General features: G+C 51.1%; 5 protein-coding genes. 1 reads left to right on the top strand and 4 read right to left on the bottom strand.

Going from position 1 to position 14264, the window contains the following annotated elements; translation table 11 throughout:
• Nucleotides 1-2 precede the first annotated feature (2 nt).
• The 3 genes from IMX17_RS21920 to IMX17_RS21910 all read right to left on the bottom strand — a co-directional run bounded on the left by IMX17_RS21920 (nt 3) and on the right by IMX17_RS21910 (nt 10474).
• Nucleotides 3-5498: a type I polyketide synthase gene (locus tag IMX17_RS21920; protein ID WP_046898666.1), complete on the bottom strand. Its 5496-nt coding sequence runs from the start codon at nt 5496-5498 to the stop codon at nt 3-5.
• Between the two features lie 39 nt (nt 5499-5537).
• Nucleotides 5538-7337 carry an amino acid adenylation domain-containing protein gene (locus IMX17_RS21915; protein WP_046898665.1) on the bottom strand — a complete coding sequence of 600 codons (1800 nt, stop codon included), beginning with the start codon at nt 7335-7337 and terminating at the stop codon, nt 5538-5540.
• 62 nt (nt 7338-7399) lie between these two features.
• Complete coding sequence (locus IMX17_RS21910) at nt 7400-10474, bottom strand: AMP-binding protein (protein ID WP_193550231.1); 3075 nt, start codon at nt 10472-10474, stop codon at nt 7400-7402.
• A 1096-nt stretch (nt 10475-11570) separates the two neighbouring features.
• On the opposite strand from IMX17_RS21910, the gene IMX17_RS21905 reads away from it, so the two are divergent.
• Complete coding sequence (locus IMX17_RS21905; RefSeq protein ID WP_182265691.1) at nt 11571-13064, top strand: PLP-dependent aminotransferase family protein; 1494 nt, start codon at nt 11571-11573, stop codon at nt 13062-13064.
• On the opposite strand, the gene IMX17_RS21900 is transcribed toward IMX17_RS21905, so the two are convergent.
• Nucleotides 13061-13975: a DMT family transporter gene (locus IMX17_RS21900; RefSeq protein WP_182265735.1), complete on the bottom strand. Its 915-nt coding sequence runs from the start codon at nt 13973-13975 to the stop codon at nt 13061-13063. The two genes, IMX17_RS21905 and IMX17_RS21900, sit on opposite strands and share 4 nt — an antisense overlap.
• Between the last annotated feature and the right edge of the window lie 289 nt (nt 13976-14264).

The following is a 14264-nucleotide window of genomic DNA, read 5'->3' as shown; positions in this document are numbered from 1 at the left end:
GGTTATTCGCCTTGCAGCAATACTTCCAACTCAGCAAGGATCAGTTTTGACAATCCTTTAACGGTCTGATCTTGGTAAAACAGATCGACGCGAATATCAATTTCAAAAATACCTGATACCGTCGACACAACCTGAACCGCCAACAGTGAATTACCGCCGAGTTCCGTGAAATTATCGTTCACGCCAATCCCAGAAATACCGAGGATGGACTGCCAAACTTTGACGATTTCCTTCTCGATGTCGTTTTCAGGTGCCACATATTCCACAGACAACACGGGCCGCACATGGCCATCAGCGACTTTTTCCTCTTCATTCGCCAATAAGGTTTCATTTTGAGCCGGGATAGATTCATCGATCAGTTGCCCAAGGTCACTGGTGACAATAACCAACTGTTCAAATTCCAAATGCGCCAGTTGGCGTTTCAGCGCATCGAGCCCTTCATTGAACAAAATATCCTTGTCTGCAAGATTGACTTTCACCGCCGCAGGCGCCGCCTTCTCGTCCGACTCCACCACCTGATTGACTTTGGTCATTTTAATCAGAGTGTAATTTTCCAACGTCAATAACGGCACACCGGCATGGGACAGGAAGATAATATCCATCGTAATGGCATTGTCCGTATGCTGATACGGCCCCTTCAGCTTGAGGTGTGCATAGCAATCCGTTTCCAGCGGCGAGTGGTAGGTTATTTTGCCGTAACTGATCGGCAGGAAGTTTTCCTGGGTGATATAAGTCAGGCAGCGGATCGCCGTGGCGTCGATCATCGCCGGGTGGAACGGATAGCGCGCAAAATCGTCATGGAAATCGGAACCGATGACTTTATGCATCAACCATTCGTTTTCCCCTTGCAAAATGTCTTGGTGATTGTCCCAACGCGGGCTCAGCGAAAGGAATACATCGCCAGTATTGGCGTTGCCCAGCTCGCACTCCAGCGGCTCGTATGCCAATGCTTTCGTACAGCGCTGGCGAATAGACTCAAGCGATGCTGGTTCCCCCTCTGACTCAGCCACTTTTGAGCTGACTAAACCCAACGCATGTTCCTGCCAGGTCAGATCCAACAGGCCTCTGCTTTGCAGGCTAAACTTGTAACCATGACTCTCTGCGGTGACCAGCAACTGCATGTTGCGCGGCCAGGCATGATGATAAATGATGGGTTGCGTCAACAGCAGATTCTTAACCTGCAATCTCTCTTGAGGTTTGAAATGGCTCATCCATTCGTACAGCATCGATAATATCGTCGCGCCGACCAATGACGGCTGATGCGTCAAGCGATGCTCATCAATGACCCAGTCTTTTTGCACCGCCAGGTTGACCCGATAACGCTCTTGCATTCCCTCACGGCCAATCAGCGTCAACAAATCGCCTTCTACTTCTTCAAACTGTGCAGATTTATTATTTTTTTGCTCAATCAGATGATTGCTCCAGCGCACCGCCATACCGATATCCCCCCACTTGCCCCAGTTGAGAGAAACCGTATGCCCAGAACGTTGCTGGTTACGGTAATGGGCGAAAGCGTCCATAAACGCATTGCCCGCGCAATAATCGATGCGCGCCTCATCGCCGACAATCGAAGTGATCGAAGAGAAGAGAATGAAGAAATCAGGCTGCTTATCTTTAAGCAGTTCGTCCAAAATCAAACTGCCGTTCACTTTGGGATTCAACACGCCGGCACAATCGGCGTCATTTTTAAGCGGAATAATTCCGCCGCCGGCAATCCCCGCGGTATGGAAAACGCCATCTATGCGGGTAAACCCGGCCAGCATATCGCGCATACTGGCATAATCGCAGACATCAACCTGCGCAAGATGCACGGTGTTTCCGCGTTCTTCCAGCCGTAAAACCCCCGCGATTTTCTCACTCACCGAATCGTCCACCGAATGCTGCTGCAGCCACGCTTGCCATTGATCGCGCGGCGGCAGTTCGGTGCGATAAGTCAGGATCAAAGTCGCATTGCTGACCTCTGACACATGGCCCGCAACCAACATGCCCAGACCGCCCAAACCGCCGGTAATCAGGTAGACACCCTCATCCTTCAACTCCGCAGCAATTCCCGTATCATCTTGCTTCAGATGAACAGCCTGATAATCTTCCTCCCAACGGTTGCGCCCGCGATAAGCCACCAGATTGCCATGTGTATCGATATGGCTTTCGTCAATCAATTGCTGTGCTAAATCATGGGGCGCCGCGTAGCCGAATAAATCCACATCCACAACGTGGCACCGCACTTCGGGATACTCGTGATAAAAGACGCGCGCAGGCCCAACGACCAACGCTTTTTGCGGTGAATACAGCCGTTCCTCCGTCACATTGAAAATATTGTTAGTCACAAACAAGAGGTGTAGGTTTTCCAGCAGGTTTTCACTGACCAATGCCTGCTGCAAATAAAGAGGGCTGTAAAATGCGTCGACCTGCAGCGCATAGCCATCACCGTTGCACTGCGGTGCGCCGTTATCGGCAGAAAGGTTCCACATATTAATGATGCGAGTGGGGCGCAACGCCAGGTTCTTCACACTTTTCAGCAGACGAACGTAGTCTTCGCGTTTAGAGGGATCGATAACGTAACAACCGTTCGCCGCATCCTCCTCATAGTGAGTGCCGCGCCAGACGGTCAATACGCGCTGTGCGCTTTCTGCCAGCTGCCTTTGAATATGCTCGGCGATAACCATGGCGTCCACGAACAGCAGCCAACATTCCGAGTCTGGATCGATGCGGCTACCTGCCATGAACCTGGCGGGAATGGTGCGTTTCCAGGCCGGCATGTGAAACCATTCTCCAATCTCCGCTTTTTTGCGTTTGAGAGCGCTGACGGAACTGGCGCTCTGTCCTCCTTCGGCTCCTCGCTTCAGCGCCGGCAGCTTGAATTCCTTACGTTCGAAAGGATAGCCCGGCAACGGCAACCGGCGGCGATGTTCATCACCGTAAAATTGAGCCCAGGAGATTGTTACACCGCTGGCCCACAGGCATCCCAGCGAGGTAAGTAAATATTCTCCCGTTAATTCCACATCCTTCGCGGTAGGCAGCGAAGAGTAAATCAACGCGCTTTCATCCGCCTTGAAATGCTGCTTCGCGGCCGATTCAAGAGAACGGCCTGGCCCCACTTCCAGGAAGATATAATGCTGATTTTCTTCAGACATCAACGTTTTGAATGCGTGAGAGAACAGCACTGGATTGCGCACATGTCTCACCCAATAATCACTGTCTGTGGCCAGCGCATCGGTTATCCAATCGCCACTCACCGTAGAGACGAATGGGATTTTTGGAGCGTGCAATTCAATGCCGTCAATGACCTCTTTAAAAGCAGGCAATGCCGGTTCCATCATGTATGAATGGAAGCCATGGGAGGTATCCAGATGCTTGCAAAACACATTGTTGTCTTCAAGCTGCCGTTGGAATACCTCAATCTCATCCAAATCGCCGGCGACCACGCAGAGCCCCGGATAATTCACGGCGGCAATCTCCAATTTGTCGCCCTGTAACCGCTGACGCAGCGACTCTTCATCCATCAGCACGGCAAGCATTGCGCCAGCCGGTAGCGCTTGTACCAGTTTGCCGCGTAACGCCACCGCGCGCAGCGCATCTTCAAGGGAGAACACGCCGGCAATACACGCTGCGACATATTCGCCAACGCTGTGGCCTATCATGGCATCGGGTTTAATCCCCCAGGACATCCATAATTGCGCCAGACTGTATTCGACAATAAATAACGCAGGTTGCGTAAACTGGGTTTCATTAATACGGTTTTTTCTTAATCCTTCGTCGCCTTGGAAAATTATCGACAATAAATTTACGCCCAAGATCGGGTCCAAATAGCGACAGCAGCGATCCATCACTTCGCGGAATTTCGGGTAAGTGACGTACAGCTCACGGGCCATATTGATGTATTGGTTGCCCTGGCCGGGGAACATAAACACCACGGCCTTATCGCCTTTCGTCAACGTTGAAATATTGGCAGACGGCTGGTTCAATTTCTCCAGTAACGTTTCACGATCCTGTCCTACGACGACCGTGCTGTGCGCAAACGACTGGCGGCCCACCTGTAGCGTGTAGGCAACATCGCCAAGATTGACGTCCTTGTTTTCAACCAAGAAATCATGCATACGTTGTTTCATCACTTCCAACGCAGTTCGGCTCTTCGCCGAGAATGGCAGCATAACCAGGCCATCATGGCGAGTGTTTGGCTCCGTTCGCGGCGGAGCCTCAAGAATGACACAGGCGTTCGTCCCCCCTACGCCAAACGAATTCACCAATGCACGATGCGGTTCGTCAGAACTCGCCAGTTTGCTCAATTCGGTATTCATCACAAACGGGCTGGTTTCAAATTCAATATTGGGATTTGGTGAAATATAATGCAGTGAAGCAGGAAGGTCCCCTTTCTCCAATGCCAATGACGCCTTAATTAAGCTTGCCATACCGGAAGCGGCATCCGTATGCCCGATATTCGTTTTTACCGAACCCAGCCGGCAATATTGTTTTCTGTCGGTAAATTCACTGAACGTCTGGCTGAGCGAAGTGAATTCGATAGGATCCCCCAACGCAGTCGCGGTGCCATGCGCTTCGACGAAACTGATGGTATCCGGATGAACTTGCGCGTTGTCGAACGCCTGTTTCGCCACCGAAATCTGGCCTTCGATACTTGGCGCGGTATAACCCGCCTTCATATTGCCGTCATTATTAATCGCCCCGCCTTTCAATACCGCATAGATATGGTCGCCATCACGCAATGCGTCACTCAAGCGCTTCAATATAACAACGCCGGCTCCGCGACTGAATACGGTGCCATTGGCACGAGAATCAAAAGCATAACAACGCCCATCCGCGGACTCCATTCCGCCTTGCATGTATTGGTAGCCACGGCGTTCAGGGGTATCGAGGGAAACGCCACCGGCGACTATCAGATCGCTTTCCCCATTCAACAGACTATTAATACCCATCACCACGGCGACCATCGCGGTAGAACACGCCGTTTGCACATTAACGCTGGGCCCTTTCAAATTCAGCTTGTACGACACCCTGGTGGTAACATAATCCTTATCGTTATTGGTCACCACTGAAGCACCGCTCACGTACTTTTGCACATCAGGATGCGTATTGACTTTATTCAAATGCCACGCAGTACCGGTTCCGCCAAAGACGCCGACTTTACCGGGATAGGTACTGGGTACATAACCCGCATCTTCAAATGCATGCCAACTGCATTCCAAAAATACCCGATGTTGAGGATCCATAATTTCCGCATCACGCGGCGTGATATCGAAGAAATTGGCGTCAAAATACTGCGCATTACCCAAGATGCCTCTGCGGCGAATATAGTTTGACGAGGCGATCATTTCCTCTTCAATGCCGCTGGCTCTAAGCTCCTCTTCAGTGAACGTACTGATCGTTTCTACACCATCTAGCAGATTTTTCCAGAACATTGCCTTATCTTCTGCACCCGGGAAGCGCGCAGACATTCCCACGATAGCGATATCCTTATCACGGCACGTCGTTTGATATTTCATCTTTACCTCACCATGTGTAGCACAATTAAAATTAATAAATTATTTGTTTTTTCCTAATAGCTCAGCATTTTTCTCTGCAATGCGTTGACTTAGCATCTGTACGGTTGGGTATTGGAATAAATCCATAATGGTAATGGGCGTGGGAAACTTATCTTTTATTTCCCTATGTACTTTAGACATTAATAGCGAATTACCTCCAGCGTCAAAGAAATTATCCTTCGTTGATAGCTCCTTATTTTTTAGAACCGTTCTCCATACAGAAATGATTTGCGCTTCTATATCAGAACTCATCTTGCCTTTTATATCAACCATCTCTTTCTCTCCTTTATTTTCATGCGAACGAAGGTTAGATTTATCGACTTTGCCATTTGGATGAATAGGCATCTTATCCAATGAAATAAATCTGGAAGGCAGCATAAAGAAAGGCAAAGACTTCGCCAAAGCGCTCTTTACCTCCTGAACATTAACAGGCTGTTGATGACGAGAAACATAAAATGCAGATAGCGTTGGCATTTTATTATTTTGGTTGAACTCTACAATAACGGCGGCGTGCGATATCTGGGGCAAAGCCTGCAAATGCATTTCGATTTCAGCCAGTTCAATCCGATGCCCACGAACTTTTACCTGATCATCAACCCTGCCGATAAATTCCAAGACATTGTCATCAAGGCATTTGACCAAGTCGCCGGTTCGGTACATTTTATGATTTTCGCCCGGGATAAAAGGATCTTTGACGAAACGCTCGAGTGTCAACGTTTCAGCATGCAGATACCCCTTGGCCAGAATGTCGCCGCCCAAATAAAGCTCACCGCAGTTTCCGGGGTGAACAGGTTTAAGCGCGTTGTCCAACACATAGGCGCGTGCATGGGGAATCGGCCGTCCTATGGGAACCATGCCGTCTCCCTGCTCTGGCAAGCACGGCCAGTGGCAGGCAAAAATAGTCGCTTCCGTCGGCCCATACAGATTGTGGATCTGTCCGGAGAATTGACGGCTCAAATCGTCGACCAAACTCTGCGACAGCGCTTCGCCACCGGCGAAAATATGCGTTAAAGTCCGACAATCTCCCACCACATCAGCATCAACGATAATACGTAACGCAGTGGGTACAAATTGGGCAACGGTAACCCGGTGGCGGCGAATGAAATTTGCCATTAGCAGGGGATCATATTTCATTTCCTCATCGATCAGGGCGCAGCTTGCGCCAGTCATCAAAGGCCAAAATATTTCCCAGACAGAAACATCGAAACTGAAGCTGGATTGGTTCAGTACCACATCATGCTGGCACAGACTGAATGCAGCCTGCATCCATTCCAGATACTGAACAACCGTGCGATGACTGACCATCACCCCCTTCGGCTTACCGGTTGATCCGGACGTATACATGACATAACAGAGATCGGAACCACTGACTTTCGGCAAAACCGATGCCAAGGGTAAAGTGAGGTCCAGGCACGTGATGTCCAACCATTCGCAACGCTGGGAGGCGTCTTTCAACGCCTGATCCAGAACACCGCTCGTAATGACCAGCCTCGTACCAGCATGGTCAATCATGTATGCCAAACGGTTAACAGGATAATACGGGTCCAATGGCAAATAGCAGGCGCCTGCCTTGAGTATTCCTAATAAACTGATAACCAGATCCATTCCCTTATTCAGGTAGACGCCGACGATATCGCCTGGCTTTATCCCATGACTAATTAATCGCTCCGCCAATGCATCCGTATATTGGTCCAACTTTTGATAGGTCAGTGTATTATTTTCACATCGCAACGCCACTAAATCCGGCGTGGTGTTACTCTGCCATTTAAATTTAGCATGAATAACTTCTTCAGATACCATGATCTGAACCTCTAATTTATATTGAATTGTTTGAAAAAATATCCCCTAAAAAACAGGACACATCAAAGAGTCATTCTTTCAATTATCCTGAGATATTCTTTTGACAGCCGAATCACTTCATCTTCTTTTATCGCCGCCATATGATAGTTAAAGCAAATATTTAGACATTCTCCTTCATGGATAGAAAATGTCATATCTACTTTTGCGAAATCGCTTTCTACCGCTTTGACGTCAATATCAACACCACCAGAATTGACCGGCGATGGCATCGCGCTTAAATAATTAAAACAGACCGGTGCATACAATATATCCATCCAACCCTGTGCACGAATGTCACAATTCAAAATATCATAAGGTATCGTCTGATTTTCCAATAACCCATGCACTCTTTTTCGACAACGCTCCAAAAGTAATCCGATATCCTCTTCGGGGCTGTACTTATCGTAATAAGTCACTCTATTTACGAAACAACCCAACAGCGAGGTTTCTTCATAAAGCATACGATTGGAGACAGGGATGCCAATAGGCACATGACGATAACGCGTAAAAGTATTTAGCAACACATTGAATGCCGTCAGCATACAAACAAAAACCGTGGTTTGGCGGCTTCTCGCAAAGGCTATGAGCGATTGCGTCAACGCTTTCGAGATCGTAAACCACAGATTTTTCCCCTCCGACGTATCTCTGGGGGAGAACAGGGAAGCATCTGCGCCGGTATGGACGTAATGAGCAAAAGTTTCCAGCCAAAATGCTCTTTCCTGCGGGTAACGCGTCGACTGAATGCACTGTTGTTGCCAGCAACGATAGTACCGATACCTCTTGCCTTGGCCTAGCCTAAAGCCACGATCGCCCGCGCGGTAGGCCTGAAAATAAGCAATGAATTGCTTGAAGAACAAACCGATAGAGTCATGGTCAAATACGGTGTGGTGGACCTGTAGCAAGAGAATATGCCGGCTCGCCGATAAGGACATGAACCGCATATGAATGAGCGGCATGAGTTCAAGATCCATCTCGGGTACGCCGGCGGCGGCCAACAGCCCTTCGTCGCTCAGCTCATCGAAAGTGCAGATCTCCGCCGCGCACTCCAGGCGCACGATCTTCAAGTCCGACGCGGGATATTCTCCCTCGCTGCAACTAACGTTGTCTAGATTAAAACAACTGCGCAATACTGGATTATTCTTCAAGATCTGCTGAATACTCCACTCCATGGCGGAAATATCCAGCGGCCCACCGAAGGTCAACCTAAACGCAATCTGATAAGCACCAGGCGCCGGACTGATTTGATCTAAAGTTAAAAAATAGCGCTGTTCACTAGAAATAGACGGGGGCGTAAAATCATTTCCAAGCACAACCGGGTCAGTATCATTGGCATAGTAAGGCACGATAAACGATAGCAGATGAGGCGTTGCATTATCGAAAAACAAGGTGTAATCAATATCGCTAAATAATCGGCGCTTAATTAATTGCCTTATCTGAATCACCTGCAACGAACCGCCACCCAGATCAAAGAAATTATCATCTGTGCCTAATTCACAGAAACCTAATGCCTCCTGGAATATATCAATGAGCTCTTGTTCCAACTCGTTGGCGGCGGGACGAAAAGCATAGCTCAGGGCAGGGCGTGATGGAACGGGTTGGGGTAATCGCTGGAGGTCCAGTTTTCCGTTAGGAAGTTTTGGCATGGTTTCGACAAAAATAAAGTGCGAAGGAATCATGGCTGCCGGTAACGTCAAACGCAAAAAATTCCTGATTTCGTTTGCCGAAATAGTTCCCTCAGATTCCGGAACCAGGTAAGCGATCAATCGTATGCCTCCCGTGCTTTCCTCTGTCTTCCGCACCAAGGCGTGTCTAATTCTGCAATCTTCACGTAAGGCGATTTCAATCTCTTCCGGATCGATTCGCACTCCATTTATCTTGATCTGGCGGTCGATGCGGCCCAGATAGACAATCTCGCCATGCGAATTGAATTTTCCCAAATCACCGGTTCGATGGCCACGATAGCACGCATGATCGATTTCCTGCGTAAAGAAACGTTGGTGAGTTAATGTATCGCGATTGAGGTAACCGCGCGCCACACCTTCCCCAACAATACAGATTTCCCCACACCGATCGCCGCTGACAGGTGAACAGTCATCATCAACAATCAGTATTTTACTGCCTCGCAATGCCTTGCCCAGAGTGACCGCCTTCCCTTTTTCCAAACGAGCGAAAGAGCCGTTTGCCGTCGTTTCCGTAGGACCGTAAAGGTTATACACCGTTGCGTCTGGACATTGCGCAAAGGTTCTCTCTTTTAGATCAAAGGGTACCGGCTCACCGGAAAGAAATACGGTTGTTGGTAAACGCGACGCGCCGTCGACTTGACGATCGTAGTGCAGCAACGCATCCCATACCGTCGGCACACAATAAAGCGCTCCTGAAGGATGTTGTTCGTACCAAGTCAGCAATTTTTCAGGCTCATGCAAAATATTGGCAGGTAAAATATGCAACGTATCGCCACGCAGCAAAGGGGCATAAAGTTGCGTAACCGCAGCTGCAAAACTCAAGGTTGAAGTCAGCGGTAATACTGCCTGAGCTTCAGGCCAAAGTGCTTGGTTGAACCAATCCAGGTAATAACTCAAATTCCCGTGCTCAATGACAACCCCTTTTGGTAACCCGGTAGAGCCCGAGGTATACAGCACATAAGCGATATCCGTTTTCTGTACCACGGGCAGGCTTATCGTAGCCGGCATATCTGCATAGACGATATCCTCTAACGCCAGCGTAGAAGGGAAATTTTTTTCTATCCCCGTTTTACGCATGATGGAAACCGTGGTCAGCAACAAAAAGGCTGCAGCATCATCGAGAATTTTTAATACTCTCTCGTTAGGCAAAAAATCTGATAAGGGAATGTAGGTGTAGCCCGCCTTGAGAATTGCCAACAATACCACAGGCATCATTAGACCTGGCTCCAGATAGACGGCAATTCTTCCTCGTGGATGCATCGGATATTTTGATAATAAATAGCGCGCTAGTAGATTAGACTGGTATTCAAGCTGGGCATAACTCAATGTGTGCTCGCCAAAAACGACTGCACGCTTAGCCGGTCGTTGGGTTGACCACGTCGAAATGGTTTCAAAAATAGGCTTTCTGTCATTCATAACAACTCCTTCCATATTTTCCGCCTAAACTTCAACAGTAAAAATCCAAAGAAACTCAGGCTCAAATCCCGGTATGTTTTTTGATCAAAAAAAGCCCGAAGATTGGCCATCAGATTCTTAATAAAGCTGGCGTTTTTCTTTGCAATCAAAAGACCGTCATTACGACAACTGACATATGCAGAGGAAAGCATGATCGCGCACTCTTGCCACGATTCATCTGAAATTTAAAATAATCTAGCCTATTTAATATCTCTAAATAGTTATAATTATGGATAAACCAAACTGAATGATTACGTCAAGTAATTAGTTATGGATAATAATGCCATGAGAATGATACTCAAAGACCAAAATGATTCAATTTGTAAACTATAAAGATTTGCGCATGATTACAATGGTCATAATTTAACCAAAATAATTGCAACAAGTTGATTTTAAAAAATATAAAAAAACAATCAAATAGGAAAATATTTGTTACATATGATATTTACTTTTGATTTTCTTGGCATTTGACAGAAGATAAAATTAAACGAACCTAAACAAATTGCGGTGTGAAACTCACTTTTAGAATAGGACTATAAATATGAAACCGTGATGCAATCGACATTTTATCAAATCATTTAAAAAATTATTTTTGTAATTATGAACATTTCAATATCTGGGTGTCGAGATAAAATCTTCGCATATATTCTCACCGTTAATGCATAACCATGTTACTGACGGGGGATAATTCAACGTTTCCCTTTGTATTACCCCTTTCCTTGTCGCTACATGATCAATCCTGCTTCAATGCTCACTTCACAGGACGCGACAGCGTTTGCGCTCAAAACCACCCACACGGATAGCCATGCCCCTATGGCCGCTAATGCTTACTTATTCCCGCAGGAGATTCCCGTTATTTACCCCGCATATTACGAATAAATACCCAAAATCTGGCGACCAGTTTTAAAACAGTTTCGAACGTTTCGTTACGCTCATTCAGGTGTAGCCAACGCTGAACTTAACAACAGCAAATAAATGATAAAAGATATCCGCTATTAACGCCGAAAATGGTCTACTCTGAGCGTTAATTTTCCCTATAGATTGCGAGCCGGAATGCATGCCCAGAACAGCCCAAGTCGTTGACGTTCCCGCCCTGGGCGAGCTCGATCGCCAGGCGGGGCAGCTAAGCCACCAGCTGGCGCAGGCCCTGCGCCGGGCTATCCACAAAGGCGATCTGAAAGCGGGCGATCTGCTGCCTTCGACACGCCGGCTGTCGGCGGCGCTGAATCTGGCGCGCGGCACGGTATTGGAGGCGTTCGCCCAGCTGACGGCGGAAGGCTTTCTCGAACCGCAGCCCGGTTCCGGCACCCGGGTTGCCCACTATCAGGCGCCGCGCCGCACGCCACGCGCCACGGTACAGGCGAGTTCGGCGGTAGCGGTTCCGCTTTCTTCACAGGCGCAGCATCTGGCGCGCTTCGCCGCCCAGGTGCGGGCGCTGCCGCCGGTGCCGTTCACCGTCTCGGTGCCGATCGGCGATACCGCGCCCGACGATGTCTGGCGGCGGCTCGGCAACCGCATCCGGGCGCGCGACCCCGGCGCCCCGTCGGGCTACGGCGATCCGCTGGGCGCGTTGCCGCTGCGCGAAGCCATCTGCGACTATGTGCGCCGTTCCCGCTCGGTAAATTGCACGCCGCAGCAAATCCTCATCACCGCCGGCACCCAGCAAGGACTGTATCTGGCCGCGCAGATCCTGCTGGACGCCGGCGACAGCGCCTGGGTCGAGGACCCCGCCTACGCCGGCATCACCGCCCTTTTTAACAGCCTGTTTCGCGATCGGCACATGATCAGGGTGCCCGTCGCTAACGACGGCATCGACGTTGCCGCCGGCGTGCGTCTGGCCGCCGACGCCCGCGCCGCCTTTGTCACGCCGTCGCATCAATACCCGCTGGGCATGCCGATGAGCATGGCGAAAAGAAGCGCCCTGCTGGCCTGGGCCAAAGAGCGGCAGGCCTGGATCGTGGAAGACGATTACGACAGCGAGATGCGCTACGCCGGCCACCCGTTCCCCTCGCTGCAAGGGTTGGCGCCCGAGCGGACGCTTTATCTCGGCACCTTCAGCAAGGTGCTGTTCCCTTCGCTGCGGCTGGGTTACGCCATCGTGCCGCCGCCGCTGGTCGACGCCTTTTGCGGCGCCCGGATCCTGATGGATCGTCACCCGCCCAGCGCGGATCAACACGTACTGGCCGCCTTTATCGCCGAAGGGTATCTCGATCGGCATATCCGCAAAATGCGCGGCGTCTACGCCGAGAAACGCCGGGTGCTGATCGAGGCGATCAACACGCATATCCCCGCCGATTTGGCGGTAGTGCAGCCCTGCGATCAGGGCATGCACATGGTGCTGTGGCTGAGGAAAGATCTCGATGACGTGCGGGTCGCCCAGTGCGCCAACGAAGCCGGGTTGGCGCTGCGGGCGGTGTCGCCGATGTATGCGCTCGGCCACGGTGAGCCGGGTCTGGTGCTGGGATTGGGCGGTTACCATGAACGCCAGGTACAGCAGGCGGTGAAACGGCTCGGCGAAGTGATCCTGGCCTGCGCCGGCAGCGGCGCCTAGCGGGAAAAACGCTTGGCGCCGAACACGCAAACCACCACGCCGGCCATCACGGCGATCATCATCGGCTGGACGGTTTCCTGCAGCAGCCAGGCCGCCAGCATCAGGCCGAAGAACGGCTGCAGCAGCTGCAGCTGCCCGACGGCGGCGATGCCGCCCTGCGCCAGGCCGCGATACCAGAAGATAAACCCAATCCACATGCTGAACACCGAGACGTACACCAGCGACAGCCAGGCGGCACCGCTGACGGCAGGCCAAGTGGCCGGCGCCGCCCACCACGCCGCCACCAGCGTCAACGGCAAGGCGACCACCAGCGCCCAGGAGATCACCTGCCAGCCACCGATCCGGCGCGACAGCACCGCCCCTTCGGCATAACCCAGACCGCACAGCAGCACCGCGCCGACCATCAGCGCATCTCCCTGCCAGGCGCCGCCGCTCCCTTGGCTCAGCGCGAACGCCCCCACCAGCGCAGCGCCGATGCCCGAAAAAGCCCAAAAAGCGGGCTTGGGCCGCTCTCCGCCGCACAAGACGCCAAAACCGGCGGTCGCCAGCGGCAGCAGGCCGATATACACCAGCGAATGCGCCGAGGTGGTGTGCTGCAGCGCCAGCGCCGTCAGCAGCGGGAAGCCGATGACCACGCCGAGCGCCACAAACAGCAGCGGCGGCAAATCGGCCCGCGTCGGCCGCGCCTGGCGAGTGATCCACAGCGCGCACAGGGCCAGCAAAGCGGCGATCGCCGCCCTGATCGCCGTCAGAAACAGCGGATCGAGCTCCAGCACCGCCACCCGGGTGGCGGGCAACGAGCCGCTGAAGATAATCATGCCGAGGAAACCGTTCATCCAGCCCTGAGCCGAATGCCCGACGGCGGAATGAGCAGGGGTAACAACAAGCGTTTTTTCAGACTGACTGTCCATCATGCGAATGCTCCGCACGCCTGAGGCATACCGAAATCGGCAACCCGCGAGGCGAGGTCATAGTGAAAGAGAACATCGTTCCCCCGGCGTCGCTTGCCGGGGCTGCGTTCTATTTTTCAGATAAAGCGGTTCACAAACAGGTCCAGATAGCGAGATTTTCACTGTGCCGGTTGCCAAAGTGCGCCGCTAACGCCAAAGAAGGGCGTTTTTCGGGCTGTCCTTGGCCGTTTGGCGGCGCTGCCTGCAGGGTATCATGGACTTTTATGCGTTTTTGCAGAACAGGACAAGG

The sequence above is a fragment of the Serratia sp. X3 genome (assembly GCF_014982455.1).
Taxonomy (GTDB): Bacteria; Pseudomonadota; Gammaproteobacteria; order Enterobacterales; family Enterobacteriaceae; genus Serratia; species Serratia ureilytica.
The sequence above is the reverse complement of the archived record's forward strand: the minus strand, read 5'-3'. Positions and strand labels throughout refer to the sequence as shown.

What these genes read in the sequence shown, in the direction of transcription:
- IMX17_RS21920 (WP_046898666.1), bottom strand. Translation starts at nt 5,498, where the DNA reads ATGAAATATCAAACGACGTGCCGTGATAAGGATATCGCTATCGTGGGA.
- IMX17_RS21915 (WP_046898665.1), bottom strand. Translation starts at nt 7,337, where the DNA reads ATGGTATCTGAAGAAGTTATTCATGCTAAATTTAAATGGCAGAGTAAC.
- IMX17_RS21910 (WP_193550231.1), bottom strand. Translation starts at nt 10,474, where the DNA reads ATGAATGACAGAAAGCCTATTTTTGAAACCATTTCGACGTGGTCAACC.
- IMX17_RS21905 (WP_182265691.1), top strand. Translation starts at nt 11,571, where the DNA reads ATGCCCAGAACAGCCCAAGTCGTTGACGTTCCCGCCCTGGGCGAGCTC.
- IMX17_RS21900 (WP_182265735.1), bottom strand. Translation starts at nt 13,975, where the DNA reads ATGGACAGTCAGTCTGAAAAAACGCTTGTTGTTACCCCTGCTCATTCC.